Genomic DNA, 19,834 nt, shown 5'->3' with positions numbered 1-19,834 from the left:
CGCACCACATCGCGGATCAATTACCTGTCCTTGATGGACGCCAATTGATCGCTATTGCAGGGGCTCCGGCCTCAGGAAAATCCACCGTTGCGCAGTCTCTTTGCGACCATCTCAATGCTGATGGTCGGCCGGCTGGCCTTGTACCGATGGACGGCTTTCATCTCGACAACGCTATTTTGGAAGCGCGTGGGATTAGGGAACGCAAAGGTGCCCCCGAGAGTTTCGATTTAGCGGGGTTCAAGGCTGTTTTGCACCGGCTACTAGCTGAACCGGAAGTAATCACCCCGCGTTTTGATCGCGCCCAAGATCAGACAATTGGCTCAGCTGAAGTCATCTCAGCCGACATGCAGTTCGTCATCGTTGAGGGCAATTATCTATTGCTGGACGCACCGGGCTGGCGCGATTTGTGCAGGTTTTGGTCCTTTGCCGTGTTCCTAGAACTTGATGAGAATACGCTGGAGGCCCGCCTTGAAAATCGTTGGCGTAAGCACGGGCTGACCGATGCAGATGCCGGGGCGCGCATCGTCGAAAACGACCTGCCCAATGCACGGCTGGTCCAGGAGAACCGGATCGCTGCCGACCTTACGCTGTCGCTTTGACGTCTTCGGTCACTTGTTTTGCCGAGCTATGGCCTGTGACCGTGCGTATGTGTGTAGGTCGGTCTGCCGACCGCGCAACAAGCTGTGATTGACAGCGGTGATGTGCTCGAAGACCCTGCCCGCATGAAAACATACTGGCAGAACTATATCGACGGCGCTTGGGTTGATGGCGGGGCGGGGCGGATTGACGTCATCAACCCCGGAACGGGCGAAAAGCTGGCGACCCATGCGCTTGCCGATGCCGCCGATGTGGATCGCGCCGTGATGGCGGCGAGACGCGTGCATTTGTCCGGAGTTCTTTCGGACCTGCGTCCGGTGGAACGTGGCCGCATGGTTCAAGCCATGGGGCGCTACATACTGGACCATATCGACGAGATTGCGGAGCTTTTGACGCTCGAACAAGGTAAGCCGCTTTGGGAGGCGCGCGGCGAGGTACATGGTGCTGCCCGATATTTTGAATATTATGGCAATCAAGCGGAAACTGTTGAAGGCCGCTCCATTCCGCTTGGCAAAAACTATTTCGACTTCACCACCCATGAGCCCTTTGGCGTCTCCGCCCAGATCATCCCGTGGAATTTCCCGCTTGAGATTGCGGCGCGTTCGCTTTCCGCCGGGCTTGCCACCTCCAACACCTGCGTGATCAAAACGTCGGAGCAAACACCGCTTTCAAGCGCGTGGTTTGCTTATGCGGCTGAGGAGGTCGGCCTTCCAAAAGGCGCGGTTAACATCTTGTGTGGGCTGGGGCATGAAGCGGGCGCGGCCTTGTCATCGCACCCACATGTCAATCAAATCGTCTTCACCGGCTCCGTGCCCTCCGGTATTGCAATCGCCACGGCGGCTGCGCAAAACGTCGTGCCTTGCGTGTTGGAACTGGGCGGTAAGTCCGCCGCAATTGTTCATAATGACGCCGATCTCGACGCATTTGAGAATGACATCCGCAGGGGTATCTATTTCAACGCGGGGCAGGTCTGCTCTGCCATGTCGCGCGTCATTGCGCATGACAGCATCCATGATGCGTTGGTGGAGCGTATGGTTTCCGTGGCCAAGTCGCTGACGGTGCTGCCGGGGGTGGAACAGCCCGAATTCGGCCCGACCATGGGCGCGATGGTGTCCGAGGCACAGCGCGACCGTGCCGCAAACATGGTCAGCGCGGCGCAAGCCGAGGGAGCAACCGTCGCGACCGGCGGGCGCAAGCTCAACATCCCCGGTGCGTTTCTGGAGCCGACTGTGATCAAGGACGTCACGCCGGGCATGACCATCGCGCAGCAAGAGGTCTTTGGGCCCGTCTTGTCGGTTCTAAAATTCAGCTCCGATGCCGAAGCAATCGAGATCGCGAATGGGACGCCCTACGGGCTGGTCGGTGGCGTGTTCACGCGCGATCTGGACCGCGCAACCTCAACTGCACGCCATCTAAAAGCCGGGCAGGTCTTTGTGAACGAATGGTTCGCAGGTGGCGTCGAGACGCCGTTCGGCGGATACGGCAAGTCCGGCTATGGCCGCGAAAAGGGTCGGGAAGCGCTTTGGAACTATGTGCAGACAAAAAACGTAGCAATTAAGCTTAGGGGGTAGAACATGAGCATTTTTGACGAGGACCTATTCCTCAAAGGACTGGAGCAACGCAAAGCCACACTAGGCGCGGAATATGTCGAGAAAAACCTCGCCGCTGCAGATGATTTTACCCTACCGTTTCAAGAAGCGATGACCGCTTGGTGCTGGGGCTTTGGTTGGGGCGACGACGTGATCGACGCCAAAACCCGCTCCATGATGAACCTTTCGATGATTGGTGCGCTGGGCAAGATGAGCGAATGGGAAATTCACTGTCGCGGCGCGATCAGCAATGGGGTCAGTCAAGACGAAATCCGCGCGATCATTCATGTGATCGGCATCTATTGCGGTGTCCCCCAAGCGCTGGAGTGTTTCCGTGTCGCGAGCAAAGTGCTGGCTGAAGCGGAATAGGCTGGAAGTGCCACGTCTAACTGATTAACAGCCCCGGTCATGACCACTTTCCTTGCGGGCTACGCGCTCGGCTTCTCTTTGATACTGGCCATTGGCGCGCAAAATGCATTTGTGTTGCGGCAAGGATTGCGCCGCAACCACGTCTTTGCGGTATGTGTCACCTGTTCTCTATCTGAGGTGGTGCTTGTCAGCATCGGGGTTTTCGGGTTCGGGCGCATTGCCGATTTAGCGCCGTGGTTCTCAACAGCTATGTTGTGGGGCGGGGCGCTTTTCTTACTTGTCTATGGCGCGTTCTGCTTTCGCTCCGCCTGGCGCGGGTCGGACGGGCTGAAAGCCTCAGACGGCGCAGAGATGAGCTTGAAGGCCACCATTTTGGCTTGCCTTGCATTCACTTGGCTCAACCCGCATGCGATCCTTGATACGGTGGTTTTGCTGGGCGCGCTTTCGGCGCAATATGGTGAGGCGCGCGGTATGTTCGGGGCAGGGGCGATTGCTGCAGCCGCAAGCTTCTTTTTCATGCTGGGGTACGGCGCGCGCTTGCTTGCACCGTTCTTTTCAAAGCCTGTCGCGTGGCGGGTGCTCGACACGCTGGTCGGTATCACGATGTGGTCAATCGCATTGGCGCTGCTGTTGCGGCATTGATATTTTCCTGCGGCGCACGATTGGGCTTGCGGCTGGCGCGCGCAGGCGATCATCTGGCGCTATGAACCCCCATGCGCAAAACCCGGTCCTTGGCGTCTTTTGGATGTTTGTTACTGGCGTGCTGTTCGTTGGCGTGACGGCTGTTGTCAAATATGTGGGCGACGGGCTTCCTGCGGCGGAGGCTGCTTTTTTGCGCTACCTGCTGGGGTTGGTGTTTTTGATCCCGATGATCCCCGCGATGCGGCAGGCCGTGTTTACCAAACGGATCTGGACGATCTTCGGGCTGCGTGGCATCGCCCATTCGCTGGGCGTGACCCTATGGTTCTTTGCGATGACCCGGATCTCCATTGCGGAAGTCACGGCAATGAACTTCCTGAACCCCATCTACGTGACAATTGCCGCCGCATTGTTTCTGGGTGAGAAGCTCGCCCTTCGCCGCATCCTTGCGATCGCCGCGGCTTTTGTGGGCGCTCTGATCATCTTGCGCCCCGGCTTTCGTGAGCTGTCCCCAGGGCATATCGCCATGATTTTCGCGGCATTGTTTTTTGCGGGCTCCTACCTGAGTGCCAAAGTGATGGCAGATGAGGTGTCCCCCGCCGTAGTGGTCTTCATGTTGTCGGTCACGGTGACAATTGGTCTGGCGCCCATGGCCTGGGCGGTTTGGATCACGCCCACTTGGTCGCAAATAGGGTGGATGTTCGTGCTCGCTGCGTTGGCCACGGGCGGGCATTACACCATGACTTTGGCCTTTGCCGCCGCGCCATTGACGGTGACGCAGCCGGTGTATTTTTTGCAACTGGTCTGGGCGGTACTTCTGGGCTGGCTGGCCTTCAACGAGGCGGTCGATATTTACGTGGTACTGGGGGGTGTCCTGATTGTCGGTGCGGTCAGCTTCATCACCTGGCGCGAACATCAGCTCAAGAAGCGCCAGATCACCCCCACGGCGTCGGCGACCAAAGTATAGACGTCGCGAACGGCGTTGACCGTTTATGGTCCCGCGCGCGATTTTGTCCCAAATTCCTACAGCGGAGCGCGTCATGTCCCAGCCCAACATCCTGATCATCATGGTCGACCAGCTCAACGGCACGCTTTTCCCAGATGGCCCGGCGGATTGGCTACATGCGCCCAACCTTAAGAGGCTGGCGGCACGCTCCACACGGTTCAAAAACAGCTATACCGCGTCACCGCTCTGTGCCCCAGGTCGCGCAAGCTTCATGTCTGGGCAGCTGCCGTCGCGCACAGGCGTTTATGACAACGCCGCAGAGTTTTCCTCCGCCATTCCGACCTACGCCCACCATTTGCGCCGTGCGGGTTACCAGACCTGTCTGTCGGGCAAGATGCATTTCGTGGGGCCTGATCAATTGCACGGGTTTGAGGAGCGGCTGACGACGGATATCTACCCGCCAGATTTTGGCTGGACGCCGGATTACCGCAAGCCGGGCGAACGGATTGATTGGTGGTACCACAATATGGGCTCCGTTACTGGCGCTGGGGTAGCCGAAATCACCAACCAGATGGAGTATGATGATGAGGTCGCCTATCACGCGACGCACAAACTCTATGACCTGTCGCGTGGCCATGATGCGCGGCCCTGGTGCCTGACTGTCAGCTTCACCCATCCGCATGACCCCTACGTGGCGCGCAAGAAATACTGGGATCTGTATGAAGATTGCGAGCACCTGATGCCGGAAGTCGGGCCAATCCCATACGCCGATCAGGACGCACACTCGCAGCGCATTCTCGATGCCAATGATCGCGACAATTTTAACATCACCGACGAGCACATCCGCCGTGCCCGACAGGCCTACTTTGCCAATATCAGCTATCTCGATGACAAAATGGGCGGGGTGCTGCAAACGCTGGAAGACACCCGCCAAGAGGCCACAATCCTCTTCGTCTCCGACCACGGTGACATGCTCGGGGAGCGCGGGCTTTGGTTCAAAATGTCATTCTATGACGGCTCCGCCCGCGTGCCGCTTATGGTGTCCTCACCTACGATGGAACCGGGTTTAGTCGAGACGCCCGTCTCCAACATCGATATCTGCCCGACGCTATGCGATCTGGCAGGCGTGGATATGTCAGAAGTGATGGAATGGACTGACGGCGAAAGCATCGTGTCGCTGGGCCAAGGCGGCGGCCGCGACACGCCTGTCGCCATGGAGTACGCGGCTGAAGGCTCCTACGCGCCGCTGGTGTCACTGCGCTACGGCAAGTGGAAGTTCAACCGCTGCGCGCTGGACCCCGACCAGTTGTTCGACATGGAGGCCGACCCGCATGAGCTGACCAATTTGGCCGCAGAGCCTGCCCATGCAGGTACTTACAATTCGCTTTCTGCCAAGGCCGATGCGCGCTGGGATCTGCCCCGGTTCGACGCTGATGTGCGCCATTCCCAAGCGGGTCGCTGGGTGGTCTACGAGGCACTGCGTCAGGGCGGCTACTTCCCGTGGGATTACCAACCGCTGCAAAAAGCCTCCGAGCGCTACATGCGCAACCATATGGATTTGAACGTGCTCGAAGAAAACCAGCGGTTTCCGCGCGGTGAATAGGTTTTGGGGTTTCGACGCGCTTGGCTTGTAAAGCCGTGTGTTATTCACGCACGCTTAGCTGCACAAGTCGATGCTCACACACAAAGCCCGCATTCTCCAACGCAGCTTTTGAGGCTAGGTTTCCTTGCGCGCAGCCGCAAATCGGTCTTTTGCCCTCGCGCTCCAGCTGGTCTGCAAGCTCACAGATGATCAAACTGGCGAAACCCTTGTTTCGCTGGTCTGGACGAACAACCATCCCGACATCGACCACCTTGCCTGATCTATCAATCGGCAATGCCGTTCCGCTGCCAACCAACTGCCCGTCGTAACGGGCTATCCAAAGTCCGCTTTGGTGAAAAAGCTGTTTGATCTCTGCTTGGCTGTCGTAGAAATCCAGACCTGTGTCCCAAGCTGCGCTCAAGTCTGAACATTGGGCATGCGCCAGCTCAAAACGAGCGGGCTTTTGCAAAGAAACCGCGACGCGTTTGCGAAACAAGAACGCGGTGTCAGTCCTGTCCCAACCCAGCGCATGGGCGGCTTCCATCAGGCCTATATCAAAAGACTTGGCCAATGCGCTGCTGAACGGGCGCTGCGCGATCAGGTCGCGCAGAAGCGAGGCGCTATCTGGGCGGTTCTGCGCATAGAACTCGACAAGCCTGCCCTCATGAAAGACCGCATATCCCGCGTCGTCAGCTTGCAAGACCTCGCCTACAAGGACCAGCTCCTCCAGAAACCATTCCTGTGGCTCTGGCAGGGAGGCCAAATATGCGTTCCGCAACGATGCTGGCAGCTTTGAAACGTGGGCGAACTTAGCCACGGCGCCTGCTCCCCGTCACACCACCAACCGCCCCAGCATGATACGTGCTTGTTGCCGCGCCGCACCTGGATCACATGCCCCCGATTGTGCGGCTTCCAGCCAGACGCCATCCATATAGGCTTGTACCGTGGCGGTGACTGTTTGAAGTGCGTCCGTCGGCACCAAGTCACGCAGCGCCGCCTGCAGGTGGCTGTGCACGCGGGAACGGTTGATACGGTGCAGCCGTGACAGGCTGTCGGAATAGGGTGCGTTCGACCAGAACTGCACCCAGAGCGAGCATTGGGCGGGCGTAAACAGGCGGTCGTCGAAATTGGCCTCAACTAATGCTTGGAGCCGCGCATGCGGACCTGTCGCATCGGTCAGACGCTCCAAAGCGGCCTGTCTCAACACGCCTAGAAGCCGGCGCATTGTGGCTTCCATCAGCTTTTCTTTGGTGCCGAAGTAGTAGTTGATCGATGCGGCTGAGGCATTTGCTTCAAGTGCGATGTCGTTCATCGTGACCTGCGCATAACCATGTAGGTGCACTGCACGGATTGCGGCGGCGGTCAGTTCCTCATTTCGGATATCGCGGATGCGGGACATGGGGCAGCTATTGCAGGTTCCAGGCGAAATTGCAAAACTTGTATGACCATACAAGTTTTCTTGCTGGCTTGAACAAAAGCTGATACGAACACGTGTCATTCTATGCAGGAGAGTCGCCATGCGCGCCCAACCCACCGCCAGCCATTTCATCAACGGTGCCTATGTCGAGGATACTGAAGGCGCCGAAATTGAATGCATCTATCCTGCAACGGGGGAGGTCGTGGCAAAGCTGCATTCGGCAACACCTGCGATCATCGAACAGGCATTGGAAAGCGCCAAGGCAGGGCAGAAAATCTGGGCGGCGATGACCGGCACGGAACGCGGACGCATCTTACGCCGCGCTGCGCTGATCATCGAAGAGCGCAATCATGAACTTTCGGTTTTGGAAACGCTCGATACTGGCAAGCCTTTGTCCGAAACGCTCTATGTCGATGCCACTTCGGGGCGCGAAGCTTTGGAATATTTCGGCGGGCTGGCAGGAAGTCTGACGGGGGAGCATATCCAGCTGGGCCAGGACTGGGTCTATACGGTGCGGGAGCCCTTGGGCGTTTGTGTAGGCATTGGCGCGTGGAACTACCCCACCCAAATCGCCTGCTGGAAAGGCGCGCCCGCGCTTGCCTGCGGCAATGCGATGATCTTCAAACCGTCTGAGACGACGCCGATTTGCGCCCTGAAAGTCGCGGAGATTTTGCACGAGGCGGGTTTGCCCGCAGGCGTTTACAATGTCGTGCAAGGCTACGGCGATGTGGGTGCCGCTTTGGTGGCAGACGTCCGCGTCAACAAGGTTTCCCTCACAGGGTCGGTGCCGACAGGCCGAAAGGTCTACGCGGCCGCCGCCGAAGGCATGAAGCATGTCACGATGGAGCTGGGCGGCAAATCCCCGATGATCGTTTTTGATGACGCGGATCTTGAAGACGCGGTAAGCGGTGCGATCCTAGCGAATTTCTACTCCTCCGGGCAGGTCTGTTCGAACGGTACGCGGGTGTTTGTCCAGAAAGGCATAAAGGAGGCCTTTCTAAAGCGCCTTAAAGAGCGGACTGAGCAAGCCGTCATCGGCGATCCAATGGATGAGGCTACAAATTTCGGGCCCATGGTGTCGGCCAACCAGATGAACATTGTGCTGGGCTACATCGATAAAGGCGTTGAAGAGGGGGCCAAGCTGATCACCGGTGGAAAAATGGCGCAGCGCGACGGGTTTTTCATCGAGCCCACAATTTTTGCAAATGTGACCGATGACATGATTATTGCGCGTGAAGAAATCTTCGGCCCGGTGCTGTCCGTGCTGGATTTCGAGGATGAGGAAGAGGTGCTAACCCGCGCCAATGACACGGAATTTGGCCTTGCTGCTGGGGTGTTCACCAAAGACCTTACTCGTGCCCATCGCGTCGCAGCCGCGTTCGAGGCTGGGACTTGCTACATCAACACCTACAATCTCGCGCCGGTTGAAGCGCCCTTTGGCGGCTCCAAAGCCTCAGGTGTCGGGCGTGAAAATTCCAAGGAAGCCATTAACCACTACAGCCAGGTCAAATCGGTCTATGTTGCCATGGGCCCGGTCGAGGCCCCGTTCTGAGATGAAGGCCGACTACGTTATTGTTGGGGCAGGCTCGGCGGGCTGTGCCATGGCCTACCGCATTGCGGAGGCGGGGCGATCCGTCATCGTCATTGAGCATGGCGGCTCCGATATTGGGCCTTTCATCCAAATGCCCGGCGCGCTCAGCTTTCCGATGAACATGGCGCGCTACGATTGGGGCTACCGCTCAGAGCCTGAGCCGCATTTGAATAACCGCCGCCTCGCCACCCCGCGCGGCAAGGTCATTGGCGGGTCCAGCTCTATCAACGGGATGGTTTATGTGCGTGGCCATGCAGGTGACTTTGATCACTGGGCCGAGATGGGGGCTGACGGGTGGTCCTATGCCGACGTGCTGCCCTATTACAAACGCATGGAAAGCTGGAGCTCTGGAGGGCGCGGCGGCGACCCGGCGTGGCGCGGCACGGATGGGCCTTTGAACGTCTCACGCGGGCCGGGGAGTAACCCGCTGACGCAGGCCTTTATCGATGCGGGCGTGCAGGCGGGCTACCAGATGACGCCGGACTATAATGGTGAGCAGCAAGAAGGCGTCGGGCCATTTGATGCAACCATCAAGAACGGCCGCCGTTGGTCTGCGGCGAATGCCTATATGCGGCCGGCAATGAAGCGTGAAAACTGCTCTCTTATCAATGCATTCGCACGCAAAGTTGTTATAAAAAATGGCCGCGCCACTGGGGTTGAGGTCGAACGCGGCGGCAAGATAGAGGTGATAGAGGCGGGCGCAGAGGTGATCGTGTCGGCATCTTCCATCAACTCCCCCAAGCTGTTGATGCTTTCGGGTATTGGTCCGGCCAAACATCTACAAGAGCATGGCATCGACGTCATTGCCGACCGTCCCGGTGTCGGTCAGAACTTACAGGATCATTTGGAGCTATATATCCAAATGGCCGCGTCCAAGCCGGTGACCTTGTATAAATACTGGAACATCCCGATGAAGGGCTGGGTTGGGACGCAATGGCTGCTGGCCAAGCTGGGGCTGGGGGCATCAAACCAGTTTGAAAGTGGCGGCTTCGTCCGGTCGAAGGCAGGGATCCGTTATCCTGACATCCAGTTCCATTTCCTGCCCATCGCCGTGCGCTATGACGGACAGGCGGCTGCTGAGGGACATGGCTATCAGGCGCATGTCGGCCCGATGCGGTCGAAGTCGCGGGGGCATGTGACGTTGAACAGCGCTGATCCAAACGATGCGCCGAAGATTGAATTCAACTACATGTCCCATCCCGACGACTGGGACGAATTTAGAACCTGCATCCGCCTCACGCGGGAAATTTTCGGCCAGGACGCGTTCAAGCCTTATTCAAAGCACGAAATCCAACCCGGAAGTGACATTCAAAGCGACGCGCAACTTGATGATTTTATTCGTGAACATGCTGAAAGTGCGTATCATCCCTGTGGCACAGCTCGGATGGGGCGGCGCGATGATCCGGGCGCGGTGGTGGACCCGCAATGCCGTGTCATCGGCGTCGAAAACCTGCGGCTGGCGGATAGTTCGATCTTTCCCCGGATCACCAATGGCAATCTGAACGCACCCTCGATCATGGTGGGTGAAAAGGCGGCGGATCATATTCTGAACAAGGGCCCGCTGCCCAAAGACAATGCAATGCCTTGGGTTCATCCCAATTGGGAAACGCAGCAGCGTTAGCCGCCGACTTTGTAGGGAAGCGTTCCGCGCAAATTGTGATCGACGCTCAGCTTGCTTTCCAAAGGCGGCACAGAGCGTTGGTGGCAATTCACCCGCTCGCAAATCCGGCATGATACGCCTATTGGTTCAAAGACAGGCCGTTTGGCGGGCAACAAATCATCGGCGTAGACGATCTCGGCGGCATGGCTGATTTCACAACCAAGCGCGATCGCGAAGCGGCGTGTCGGCGCGTGGAAACTGCCGCCGGGCTTGGAAACATCACGTGCGAGCGAGATATATTGCACTCCGTCCGGTGTCTCTGCCAATTGCCGTAGAAAGCGCCCTGGCGTCTCAAAGGCCCGATGCACGTTCCACAAGGGGCAAGCGCCGCCATACCGTGCGAATTGCAGATGGGTCGCCGAATGGCGCTTGGTGATCGTGCCCGCCTGATCGACGCGAACAAAGAAGAACGGAATACCCTTCGCGCCGGGGCGCTGCATCGTTGACAGCCTATGGGCCACCTGTTCGATGGAGGCCCCAAATTGGTTGGCCAGATGTTCCAGATCATACCGGCAGTTTTGGGCAGCTTGTAGAAATCGAGTGTATGGAAGCAACGCCGCACCGGCGAAGTAGTTAGCAAGCCCGATCTTGGCGATTTGACGAGCGGCTTCGGTTTGGAAGCGGGCGAGATCAAGCGTCGCCTCAAGCAGCTCGTCATGTGTGACCAGCGCTACCTGATGCAGAATTTGGAACCGTTGCGTGGCTGGGTCCGCGCGCGCGGACAGGCTCAGCTCACCAAGCTCGGGGTCAAACGCGCGCAATATTTCTGCTTCAACAAACTGAACGCCAAAGGGTAGGGACTGTGTGCGCAGGACGTCACCCACCAGCGTGCTTGCAAAATGCTCGGCGGCACGGTCGACAGCATCAATGTAGTTGTCGCAGTAATGGAAAAAGTCGCGTACTTCCTCCCAAGGGCTGGGTTGCAATGCGGCGTCTTCGCGCCCCAATGCCTCATCAAGCGAAGCAAGGCGTTCGTGATTTTGGCGATATGCGCGGTGCAGTTGCAAGAACGCATGCGCCAGACCCGGTGCGTTTGATGCGGCGAGCTGAAGCTCAGCCAAGGGCGGGCCAAGCTGGTCAAAAACCGGATCGCTCAGCGCTTCGCGCATATCGCTGACCATGCGGCCAGCCTCCCCGGTTCGCAGCTCGGTAATGTCGAAGCCAAATTCTTGCGCCATGGCCAACACAACCCCCGTCGATACCGGCCGGTTATTGTTTTCCATCTGGTTGAGATAGGGCAGGGATACACCCAGCTTGGCCGCAAAGGCTTTTTGCGTCAGCCCGAGTTTGGTGCGTAATTCGCGCAGCTTAACGCCGGCATAGAGCTTTTGTTGGGCCATAGGCTCCTAGGGTTTGCAATTTTGCGATTGCCTTGTGTACGATTTGCAAATTCCAAATTCAAGCCTACTCGGATGTTGCAACCTCCGCCTCACGGCGTTTGACATAGATGATCGCAATAAGGCAGGCGATAGCGCTCAGGAACATGATCCATTGCAGCGGCAGGCTGCTGTCGCTGCCTTCAAGAGCTGCACCAGCAAGTGCTGCCAATGCTGCACCGCCGCCGATCATAATCGCACCGCCCACGCCTGACGCGGTGCCTGCCAGATGCGGCCGCACTGACAGGAGCCCTGCATTGGCATTCGGCAGGACCATCCCGTTGCCCAATCCGACGAAGCTGCAAAGCAGAAAGAAGCTCATCGAGCTGCCAAAGCCAAGCGCGGTTATCAACACAGATGTGGCCATTCCGCCTGCCAAAACCAAGCTGCCGATCCAGATCATCCGATTGATGCCGAGGCGTACAGACAGGCGGCCTGACAGCAAGCTGCCAAAGAAATATCCTAAAGCCGGAATGCCTAGGAACATCCCGACTGCCGCCGCCGGATGGCCGTAAACCGTTGTAGCCACATACGGTGCTCCGCCCAAGAAGGCAAAAAAAGCACCAGATGAAAATGCCGCGCAAAGGGCGTAACCCCAGAACCGCCGAGACATAAAAAGCTCTGGATAGTCAGAGAGTTGAGAAGCGAAGCTCTGACCTTTTGACCTGTTTGTTTCGCCCTGATCGAAATAGCAAAGCGCAAAGATGGCCAAGCCGAACGCCGTCATGAAGACAAATGTTGCTCGCCAGCCAAAAGCTGTGTCCAAAACCCCGCCAATTGACGGGGCGATCATCGGAACCAGTGACATACCCATGGTCACGTAGCCGATCATGGCAGCACTTTGCTCCTGCGGCACGATATCGCGCACGATAGCGCGGCTTAGCACCATTGTTGTCGCAATGCAGGCTTGCAACATTCTGAAAATAAGAAACACTTCAACACTGGTCGACAACATGCAGCCAATGGAAGTCAGCACAAAAATCGCCAATGCACCCAAAATAATCGGGCGTCGTCCATATTTGTCCGAGATCGGCCCGACCATCAGCTGCACAATCGCCGTGAAGGCAAGGTAGAGCGACACAGACAGCTGCATCACGCCATAGGAGGTGCCGAATTCCTGCGTCATCGCGGGCAGAGACGGCAAAAACACACTCATGCTCAGCGCTGAGATGGAGGCAAGCAAAACAAGCGTTAAGATATGAGGCGGGGTGGTGCGGTCCAAAAAACGGACCGGCCGGTTTTCTATCATGCTATGGTTGTAACGCGTGACACAGAGATGTCCATGGACCGCGCCGCACAGGCGGGTTGCGGGAATGCGGATAGTTTGCGAATTTGCAATTTGAATTCGACTGCTGCGAAGATATTTGCAAATTTGCTGTTTTTGGCTTTTTTGCGCTGCAGCATTTCTCTAGGTTGCAGAACAATCAGGAGGAGGACGCCAGATGAAAGATATTCTCAACGAGCTTGAGGCACGCCGCGAGGTTGCCCGCAAGGGTGGCGGACAACGCCGGATCGATGCGCAGCACGCCAAAGGCAAGCTGACTGCGCGCGAACGGATCGAATTGTTGCTCGATGAGGATTCTTTCGAGGAGTTCGACATGTTCGTAGCACATAGGTGCACCGAATTCGGGATGGAGTCAGAGCGGCCGTCAGGCGACGGCGTTATTACGGGTTGGGGCACGATCAACGGGCGCTTGGTTTATGTATTCAGTCAGGACTTTACCGTATTTGGCGGCTCTCTCTCTGAGACACATGCCGAGAAGATTTGCAAAATACAGGACATGGCCATTCAGAATGGCGCCCCCATAATTGGCATCAACGATTCCGGCGGCGCACGGATCCAAGAAGGCGTTGCGTCACTTGCTGGCTACGCGGAAGTGTTTCAACGCAACATCATGGCCTCGGGCGTGGTGCCGCAGATCAGCTTGATCATGGGGCCTTGCGCGGGTGGCGCGGTCTACTCGCCTGCGATGACAGACTTCATCTTCATGGTCAAAGATACTTCCTACATGTTTGTCACCGGGCCTGACGTCGTCAAAACGGTGACGAACGAGGTTGTGACTGCGGAAGAACTTGGTGGCGCGTCCACCCATACCAAGAAATCTTCCGTGGCAGATGGCGCGTTTGAAAACGACGTCGAAGCGCTTGCCGAAGTGCGCCGGCTGTTCGACTTCTTGCCGCTCAACAATCGCGAAAAACCTCCGGTTCGCCCCTTCTTCGATGAGGTGGCGCGTGCCGAGAGCTCGCTGGACACGCTGGTGCCGGATAACCCGAACACGCCCTATGATATGAAAGAGCTGATCGCCAAACTGGCAGATGAAGGCGATTTCTACGAGATTCAGGAAGATTTCGCGAAAAATATCCTGACTGGTTTCATTCGTCTCGAAGGGCAAACCGTGGGTGTCGTTGGTAACCAGCCAATTGTCTTGGCGGGCGTGCTGGATATCGACAGCGCCCGCAAGGCTGCACGCTTTGTGCGGTTTTGTGATGCGTTCGAAATTCCGATCCTGACGCTGGTCGACGTGCCGGGCTTTCTGCCGGGCACCAGCCAGGAATATGGCGGCGTGATCAAACACGGCGCGAAGCTGCTCTTCGCTTACGGGGAGGCGACAGTACCGAAAGTCACCGTGATCACCCGCAAAGCCTATGGCGGCGCCTATGACGTGATGGCGTCCAAACACCTGCGCGGCGATTTCAACTACGCCTGGCCCACTGCCGAGATCGCGGTCATGGGGGCCAAAGGTGCGGTCGAAATCCTATATCGTTCCGAGCTGGGCGATGCAGACAAAATCGCGCAGCGCACTGCCGACTATGAAGAACGCTTCGCCAACCCGTTTGTCGCTGCCGAAAAGGGCTTCATCGATGAGGTCATCATGCCCCATTCGACCCGCAAACGCGTAAGTCGCGCCTTTGCGTCCTTGCGCGGCAAGCAACTGAAAAACCCTTGGAAAAAGCACGACAATATTCCGCTGTGAGACAGTATTTCTGGGAAATCTTGCTAGGCCTCACGGCACTTGTTGTGATCGTCTCAATTGCGTTGATGACTGGTGCATTCGGCTTGATTTCAGACATGTGGCCTGAACGTGGGCGTGCTGGTCCTGACATCGAGGCGTTTGGTCACATCTGGGAAACAGAAATTTTCGAAGGCGAAGGTGATCACAATACGTTTGCCATCTGGGTCAATCTGGATACGACAAAAGGACTTAAGCTGCCTGAAAACGCGATGGAATCAACGCTTGTGCCGTTGTGCAATGCGGTCCTTGAGGCTTTTGAAGATTTTGTGCCCGAGGGCGTTTCATTCGCTGACCTTCACCATGTCGATCTGAATTTCAGTATTGGCGGGGAGGAAGCACTGCCGCATGATGTGACGATCTACGTGCAAGAAGGTTTATGCGTCGATCAAGTCGATTTTGATGTGATCCTGTCCCGTCCAGATACAAAATGGTCCACTCATGAGGCTGGCACCGAGATTGCAGCCATTCTCGCTTCTTGGGGGCTTCAGCGCAACGAAACCACGTTTTCCAATAGCAATGGCAAAAGAAGTCTAGAAATTGAATTTTTGCGGCTTCCGAACTTTAGTCGCCCACCAGAAACGATCAGCCCGCTCGCGCTTTGCGTCTTAACTCTCGTCGAACTTGATAATGATCCCAGCGTTTTCGGTATCAAAATTGAATCCTCAAAATATTCTGAAATGGAAATCTCGGTCGTTGATCGCAGCGGCTTCGGGCTCATGAGTTTCAGCCGTGGCGTTGGTAGCACAACGCTCCCGATCAAAGATGGCAAATGCGACGGGGTGCAGGCATGACGCCTTTGCAGTATGTGCCGTCCGCAGCCCTGCTCATCGGGGCGATTATGTGTTTTGCAAATGCTGCCGACAGTGCAGTGGCTGATAGCGCGATCCATATGCCGTCGGGCCTAGTGGTTGAGCCGTTTGAAACACGCCTCGAGCCCGTTGGCGCACCGACCCATGCGGTGCAGACGGTGCGGTTGCGCTACGTGTCGGAACAGCTGTCGCAGCCGGAGTTTGCGTTTGAGAAAATCGAGGGTGATTTTGCGCATCTTTGTGCGACGGCGGGGTTAGAGACTCGGGCGCGCTCTGCGCCCAAAGCGGCCCAAATTATTATCTCGATTGCGTCAGAACCGAGCGCTTTCGGGGAATTTTCGCCGCAAATCGTCCAGTATTTCGATGCGTTCGATGTCGAAAATGATGCCTGTATATGGGCCGGGCTATGAATAAAATGGTGTGTTTTCATGAAATTAGGCGGAAAGTCGCAAAAAATGATGCATTCGCGTCACATCGTGAATTAGGCAACGCTGGGCGGTATTATTCCGTCACAGATACAGATAGCTTGCATCAAGGTCGCATTTCTGTGACCCATACAACGTGTGTTAATGAAATCCGGGGTGACTCGGGCCAGTTAGCGTATGAACTTAATAGGAGACAGACATGTCGAAGAGCATCAAAGCTATCGTTGCACTTGCCTTCGTTGCGACCATCGCAGCCTGCGCACAGCAAGAAGAAGAAGTGGTTGTTGTTGAGCCAGTGGTTGAAGAGCCCGTATACAGCAAGTTCTAATACCTTTGCGGGGCGCTCAATTTCGCGCGCCCCGCAAAACCCCTCCGCTCCGCTCCGCGCGTTGAGCAACCTTTCCATTACATTGAACTGACCAGCCGTTTAGGGGCGATCTCTGCGCCGTGCTGTGACGGAAGGATTCGTTATGCTTAAGCACAAAGGCTTTCCCGGACGGCTGCCTGGCACCGACTTCCAATTCACCATTCGTCGCGACAACAAGAAAGGCGCTACGCCTTTGATCGCACGAGAACGTTTTGCAGACCGCAAACCGCCGGACCGCCGTGCCGATGAAGGCTTCATGTGGGCGCTTTGGGACTATTTTGGCGATGCACCCTTTGAACGTGGCAATCTGGATGCTGGCAGACTGAGCTGGCTGTTTGGCAGGGAAGTCGTGGCCGCCGAAGACCCGTTTGATCCTGCAAGCTACGACGCACTTCTAAGAATCGATGAAACCCGCGCCCGTGCCTCCTTTCCGGCAGCATTCGACGGGAGCTATGAATGAAAATCGGCGCTTCCATGCTAACGCTCGGTAATTATGGGCAAAAATACGCTCAAACCGCGCGCCGGGTGTCATCAGCCTTTGCGATTGGCGGTGTAGGGCGCAGATTGGCGATGTGGCTCCGCTTCTCCAGCACAGATGCCCAGCCACGTGTACAAAACCGTTACCCTTCCCCTCTGAAGAGGTCCGTTAGCATTGACGGACCTCTTCTTCCTATTGTAGCAGCGGATTTTCGCCGAAAAACCGACTGCGACAACGACGGGGAATCTTTTTCCGCACCGATATGCTTACGTCCTTTCAAAAATCAAAAAGGAGAGCGGGAATGCGGAAAACACTTACAGGAACAGCACTTATCGTCACATTTGGCCTTTTGGCCGCTTGTGATACGGACACGGAACGCGGCGCGGTTGGCGCAGGCGCAGGCGTGGTCGTCTCGAAAGCCCTTGGCGGCGATGCCCTTACTGGCGCATTGGTCGGCGGACTGGCTGGCGTGTTCTGCGACGACGCAGGCGTCTGCAAGTAGGCTTGACCATCAACGGCGGGATTTAGCGCAGCGCGACCTAGGGGTTCGCGCGGCTCATCGCTCAAATACGGATATAGCGCAATTTCTTGTGCAGCTGAGGGACGCGGTGTGGTCACCTACCGCGACCCAATCAAGAGGTGCATCATGCGCAAACCCATTTTCTTCATCGCTGTTCTCAGCGCAACGACATCCTTGGCGGCCTGTGACAATGACTTCGAGCGCGGCGCGCTTGGGGCGGGGACGGGCGCAGCGGTTGCTGTCGCGACCGGTGGCAGTGTTGGAACCGGCGCCTTGGTCGGCGGCGTCGCTGGCGTCTTCTGCGACGATTTGGGCGTCTGTAAATAACACCACCATCACAGCGGCGCACGCGTCGTATCAAAATTATCAGCCGGATGCGCCGTTGGGCGCACCCGGCTTTTTCTATGCGCAGCGGGTAAATCCAGCGCAGCAATACTCGGGGACATGCAAAAATGTTTAAGAAAATCCTGATCGCCAACCGGGGCGAGATCGCCTGCCGCGTCATAAAGACTGCACGCAAGATGGGTATCAAAACCGTGGCGATTTATTCGGAAGCCGACCGAAACGCGATGCATGTCAAAATGGCGGATGAGGCGGTTCACATTGGCCCACCGCCCGCCAATCAGTCCTACATTGTGATCGACAAAGTCATGGCCGCGATCAAAGAAACGGGCGCCGAAGCCGTGCATCCGGGCTACGGATTCCTGTCAGAAAACGCCAAATTCGCTGAGGCCTTGGAAGCCGCCGGCGTTGCTTTCATCGGACCGCCCGTTGGTGCGATTGAGAAGATGGGCGACAAGATCACCTCCAAGAAAATTGCCCAGGACGCCAAAGTCTCGACAGTGCCGGGCCATATGGGGCTGATCGAGGATGCTGAAGAAGCTGTCAAAATCTCGACCGGTATCGGCTACCCTGTGATGATCAAAGCTTCCGCTGGCGGCGGCGGTAAGGGGATGCGGATCGCTTGGAATGATGATGAAGCGCGCGAGGGCTTCCAATCGTCGAAGAACGAGGCCGCAAATAGTTTTGGCGACGACCGCATCTTCATCGAGAAATTCGTCACACAGCCGCGTCATATCGAAATTCAGGTGCTTTCAGACGGGCAGGGAAACACGATTTATCTGGGCGAACGGGAGTGTTCGATCCAGCGGCGCAACCAGAAAGTGATCGAGGAAGCCCCGTCACCGTTCCTTGATGAAAAGACCCGCAAAGCCATGGGCGAAGAGGCCTGTGCGCTTGCTGACGCTGTGGGCTATTCCAGTGCCGGGACGGTTGAATTCATCGTCGACGGAGACAAAAATTTCTATTTCTTGGAAATGAACACGCGCCTTCAGGTGGAACACCCAGTGACGGAACTGATCACCGGTGTTGATCTGGTCGAGCAGATGATCCGCGTCGCTTACGGTGAAAAGCTCAAGATCAAACAAAGCGACATCAAGCTGAACGGCTGGGCCATGGAAAGCAGGCTCTACGCTGAAGACCCGTATCGCAATTTTTTACCGTCCATCGGCCGTCTGACCCGCTACCGCCCGCCTGAGGAAATCAGCAAGAAAAGCATCGTAGTGCGGAACGATACGGGCGTCTATGAGGGCGGCGAGATCAGCATGTATTACGACCCGATGATCGCCAAGCTTTGCACGTGGGGCCCAGATCGGGCCTCCGCGATTGAGAATATGCGCGTGGCTCTGGACAGTTTTGAGGTGGAAGGTATCGGACACAACCTGCCGTTCTGTTCTGCCGTGATGGATCACCCAAAATTCGTATCGGGCAACATCACTACCGCGTTTATCGAGGAAGAATATCCTGATGGGTTCGATGGGGTCGCACTTGATGACGAGGCGTTAGCCCGTGTCGCGTCGGCGGCGGCGGCAATGAACCGTGTGGCTGAGATCCGCCGCGCACGCATTTCAGGGCGGATCGACAACCATAAGCGCAAGGTCGGCAAAAAATGGGTTGTCACGCTGCAGGGCCAAGAGTTTCGGGTGAAGGTGAAGGCCGATTTGGATGGCTCGACTGTTAAACATAAAGGCGGCCCTGCGCATCGCGTGACGTCTGATTGGACCCCCGGCGACAGCTTGGCAGAGTTGGAAATCAACGGGGAGCCGTTGATCCTGAAAGTTGATAAGAAAACCTCCGGCTTCCGGTTGCGCACCCGTGGTGCTGATTTGCGGGTGCATGTGCGCACCCCGCGTCAGGCCGAACTGGCCGCCCTGATGCCGGAAAAAGTGGCTCCAGATACGTCCAAGCTGCTTCTGTGCCCGATGCCTGGGCTGATCGTGAAGCTCGATGTCCAAATCGGCGACGAGGTTCAGGAAGGCCAAGCGCTTTGTACGGTCGAGGCGATGAAGATGGAAAACATCCTGCGCGCAGAGAAGAAAGGCGTCGTGTCCAAGGTCAACGCCGCCGCTGGCGACAATCTGGCCGTTGATGACGTGATTTTGGAGTTCGAATAAGT

General features: G+C 56.9%; 20 protein-coding genes. 16 read left to right on the top strand and 4 right to left on the bottom strand.

What is annotated here, in order from left to right; translation table 11 throughout:
• Positions 1 to 44: 44 nt before the first annotated feature.
• From ACZ1G7_RS04770 to betC, 6 genes are all read left to right on the top strand, one after another.
• Positions 45 to 599, top strand: coding sequence for a nucleoside/nucleotide kinase family protein (locus ACZ1G7_RS04770; protein ID WP_472662699.1), 555 nt, complete (start codon positions 45 to 47; stop codon positions 597 to 599).
• Positions 600 to 722: 123 nt separating this feature from the next.
• Positions 723 to 2,168 carry an aldehyde dehydrogenase family protein gene (locus tag ACZ1G7_RS04765; protein WP_472662698.1) on the top strand — a complete coding sequence of 482 codons (1,446 nt, stop codon included), beginning with the start codon at positions 723 to 725 and terminating at the stop codon, positions 2,166 to 2,168.
• Positions 2,169 to 2,171: 3 nt separating this feature from the next.
• Complete coding sequence (locus ACZ1G7_RS04760) at positions 2,172 to 2,555, top strand: carboxymuconolactone decarboxylase family protein (protein ID WP_472662697.1); 384 nt, start codon at positions 2,172 to 2,174, stop codon at positions 2,553 to 2,555.
• A gap of 39 nt (positions 2,556 to 2,594) precedes the next feature.
• Positions 2,595 to 3,197: a LysE/ArgO family amino acid transporter gene (locus tag ACZ1G7_RS04755; protein WP_472662696.1), complete on the top strand. Its 603-nt coding sequence runs from the start codon at positions 2,595 to 2,597 to the stop codon at positions 3,195 to 3,197.
• Positions 3,198 to 3,258: 61 nt separating this feature from the next.
• A complete protein-coding gene (locus ACZ1G7_RS04750; RefSeq protein ID WP_472662695.1) occupies positions 3,259 to 4,161 on the top strand; it encodes a DMT family transporter in 903 nt (300 codons plus the stop codon).
• Positions 4,162 to 4,234: 73 nt separating this feature from the next.
• Positions 4,235 to 5,743 (top strand): choline-sulfatase, encoded by a 1,509-nt coding sequence (gene betC, locus ACZ1G7_RS04745; RefSeq protein ID WP_472662694.1) that lies wholly within the window; start codon positions 4,235 to 4,237, stop codon positions 5,741 to 5,743.
• 40 nt (positions 5,744 to 5,783) lie between these two features.
• On the opposite strand, the gene ACZ1G7_RS04740 is transcribed toward betC, so the two are convergent.
• Positions 5,784 to 6,539, bottom strand: coding sequence for a GNAT family N-acetyltransferase (locus ACZ1G7_RS04740; RefSeq protein ID WP_472662693.1), 756 nt, complete (start codon positions 6,537 to 6,539; stop codon positions 5,784 to 5,786).
• Between the two features lie 15 nt (positions 6,540 to 6,554).
• Entirely contained in the window at positions 6,555 to 7,121 is a 567-nt protein-coding gene (betI, locus tag ACZ1G7_RS04735) for a choline-binding transcriptional repressor BetI (RefSeq protein ID WP_472662692.1), read from the bottom strand.
• Positions 7,122 to 7,239: 118 nt separating this feature from the next.
• Between betI and betB the strand changes: the two genes are divergently transcribed.
• A complete protein-coding gene (gene betB / locus ACZ1G7_RS04730; RefSeq protein ID WP_472662691.1) occupies positions 7,240 to 8,691 on the top strand; it encodes a betaine-aldehyde dehydrogenase in 1,452 nt (483 codons plus the stop codon).
• A gap of 1 nt (position 8,692) precedes the next feature.
• Positions 8,693 to 10,351 carry a choline dehydrogenase gene (gene betA / locus ACZ1G7_RS04725; RefSeq protein WP_472662690.1) on the top strand — a complete coding sequence of 553 codons (1,659 nt, stop codon included), beginning with the start codon at positions 8,693 to 8,695 and terminating at the stop codon, positions 10,349 to 10,351.
• Here betA and ACZ1G7_RS04720 read toward each other — a convergent pair.
• Both ACZ1G7_RS04720 and ACZ1G7_RS04715 read right to left on the bottom strand, forming a co-directional pair.
• Positions 10,348 to 11,730: a helix-turn-helix domain-containing protein gene (locus tag ACZ1G7_RS04720; RefSeq protein WP_472662689.1), complete on the bottom strand. Its 1,383-nt coding sequence runs from the start codon at positions 11,728 to 11,730 to the stop codon at positions 10,348 to 10,350. The genes betA and ACZ1G7_RS04720 overlap by 4 nt on opposite strands.
• 64 nt (positions 11,731 to 11,794) lie before the next feature.
• The gene (locus ACZ1G7_RS04715) at positions 11,795 to 12,922 is read right to left on the bottom strand and encodes a multidrug effflux MFS transporter (RefSeq protein WP_472662688.1); all 1,128 of its coding nucleotides are present in this window, start codon (positions 12,920 to 12,922) and stop codon (positions 11,795 to 11,797) included.
• A gap of 286 nt (positions 12,923 to 13,208) precedes the next feature.
• On the opposite strand from ACZ1G7_RS04715, the gene ACZ1G7_RS04710 reads away from it, so the two are divergent.
• From ACZ1G7_RS04710 to ACZ1G7_RS04675, 8 genes are all read left to right on the top strand, one after another.
• A complete protein-coding gene (locus ACZ1G7_RS04710; RefSeq protein WP_472662687.1) occupies positions 13,209 to 14,741 on the top strand; it encodes an acyl-CoA carboxylase subunit beta in 1,533 nt (510 codons plus the stop codon).
• Entirely contained in the window at positions 14,711 to 15,571 is an 861-nt protein-coding gene (locus ACZ1G7_RS04705) for a hypothetical protein (RefSeq protein WP_472662686.1), read from the top strand. The genes ACZ1G7_RS04710 and ACZ1G7_RS04705 overlap by 31 nt, the downstream gene beginning before the upstream one ends.
• Entirely contained in the window at positions 15,568 to 15,999 is a 432-nt protein-coding gene (locus ACZ1G7_RS04700) for a DUF6497 family protein (RefSeq protein ID WP_472662685.1), read from the top strand. The genes ACZ1G7_RS04705 and ACZ1G7_RS04700 overlap by 4 nt, the downstream gene beginning before the upstream one ends.
• A 214-nt stretch (positions 16,000 to 16,213) precedes the next feature.
• On the top strand, positions 16,214 to 16,342 hold the full coding sequence (locus tag ACZ1G7_RS04695) for a hypothetical protein (protein WP_472662684.1): 129 nt from the start codon (positions 16,214 to 16,216) through the stop codon (positions 16,340 to 16,342).
• 142 nt (positions 16,343 to 16,484) lie between these two features.
• Positions 16,485 to 16,841, top strand: a complete 357-nt coding sequence (locus tag ACZ1G7_RS04690) for a hypothetical protein (RefSeq protein WP_472662683.1) — start codon at positions 16,485 to 16,487, stop codon at positions 16,839 to 16,841.
• A 319-nt stretch (positions 16,842 to 17,160) separates the two neighbouring features.
• The gene (locus ACZ1G7_RS04685; protein ID WP_472662682.1) at positions 17,161 to 17,361 is read left to right on the top strand and encodes a hypothetical protein; all 201 of its coding nucleotides are present in this window, start codon (positions 17,161 to 17,163) and stop codon (positions 17,359 to 17,361) included.
• A gap of 144 nt (positions 17,362 to 17,505) precedes the next feature.
• Positions 17,506 to 17,706 (top strand): hypothetical protein, encoded by a 201-nt coding sequence (locus ACZ1G7_RS04680; RefSeq protein ID WP_472662681.1) that lies wholly within the window; start codon positions 17,506 to 17,508, stop codon positions 17,704 to 17,706.
• 125 nt (positions 17,707 to 17,831) lie between these two features.
• The gene (locus ACZ1G7_RS04675; RefSeq protein WP_472662680.1) at positions 17,832 to 19,832 is read left to right on the top strand and encodes an acetyl-CoA carboxylase biotin carboxylase subunit; all 2,001 of its coding nucleotides are present in this window, start codon (positions 17,832 to 17,834) and stop codon (positions 19,830 to 19,832) included.
• The last annotated feature ends 2 nt before the right edge of the window (positions 19,833 to 19,834 follow it).

It is taken from the genome of Litoreibacter sp. JB4-2, assembly GCF_055693445.1.
Note: the sequence above shows the minus strand (reverse complement) of the source record. Positions and strands in the feature narration are given on the sequence as shown.

What these genes read in the sequence shown, in the direction of transcription:
- ACZ1G7_RS04765 (WP_472662698.1), top strand. Translation starts at nt 723, where the DNA reads ATGAAAACATACTGGCAGAACTATATCGACGGCGCTTGGGTTGATGGC.
- ACZ1G7_RS04760 (WP_472662697.1), top strand. Translation starts at nt 2,172, where the DNA reads ATGAGCATTTTTGACGAGGACCTATTCCTCAAAGGACTGGAGCAACGC.
- ACZ1G7_RS04755 (WP_472662696.1), top strand. Translation starts at nt 2,595, where the DNA reads ATGACCACTTTCCTTGCGGGCTACGCGCTCGGCTTCTCTTTGATACTG.
- ACZ1G7_RS04750 (WP_472662695.1), top strand. Translation starts at nt 3,259, where the DNA reads ATGAACCCCCATGCGCAAAACCCGGTCCTTGGCGTCTTTTGGATGTTT.
- betC (WP_472662694.1), top strand. Translation starts at nt 4,235, where the DNA reads ATGTCCCAGCCCAACATCCTGATCATCATGGTCGACCAGCTCAACGGC.
- betI (WP_472662692.1), bottom strand. Translation starts at nt 7,121, where the DNA reads ATGTCCCGCATCCGCGATATCCGAAATGAGGAACTGACCGCCGCCGCA.
- betB (WP_472662691.1), top strand. Translation starts at nt 7,240, where the DNA reads ATGCGCGCCCAACCCACCGCCAGCCATTTCATCAACGGTGCCTATGTC.
- betA (WP_472662690.1), top strand. Translation starts at nt 8,693, where the DNA reads ATGAAGGCCGACTACGTTATTGTTGGGGCAGGCTCGGCGGGCTGTGCC.
- ACZ1G7_RS04720 (WP_472662689.1), bottom strand. Translation starts at nt 11,730, where the DNA reads ATGGCCCAACAAAAGCTCTATGCCGGCGTTAAGCTGCGCGAATTACGC.
- ACZ1G7_RS04715 (WP_472662688.1), bottom strand. Translation starts at nt 12,922, where the DNA reads ATGAGTGTGTTTTTGCCGTCTCTGCCCGCGATGACGCAGGAATTCGGC.
- ACZ1G7_RS04710 (WP_472662687.1), top strand. Translation starts at nt 13,209, where the DNA reads ATGAAAGATATTCTCAACGAGCTTGAGGCACGCCGCGAGGTTGCCCGC.
- ACZ1G7_RS04700 (WP_472662685.1), top strand. Translation starts at nt 15,568, where the DNA reads ATGACGCCTTTGCAGTATGTGCCGTCCGCAGCCCTGCTCATCGGGGCG.
- ACZ1G7_RS04695 (WP_472662684.1), top strand. Translation starts at nt 16,214, where the DNA reads ATGTCGAAGAGCATCAAAGCTATCGTTGCACTTGCCTTCGTTGCGACC.
- ACZ1G7_RS04690 (WP_472662683.1), top strand. Translation starts at nt 16,485, where the DNA reads ATGCTTAAGCACAAAGGCTTTCCCGGACGGCTGCCTGGCACCGACTTC.
- ACZ1G7_RS04685 (WP_472662682.1), top strand. Translation starts at nt 17,161, where the DNA reads ATGCGGAAAACACTTACAGGAACAGCACTTATCGTCACATTTGGCCTT.
- ACZ1G7_RS04680 (WP_472662681.1), top strand. Translation starts at nt 17,506, where the DNA reads ATGCGCAAACCCATTTTCTTCATCGCTGTTCTCAGCGCAACGACATCC.
- ACZ1G7_RS04675 (WP_472662680.1), top strand. Translation starts at nt 17,832, where the DNA reads ATGTTTAAGAAAATCCTGATCGCCAACCGGGGCGAGATCGCCTGCCGC.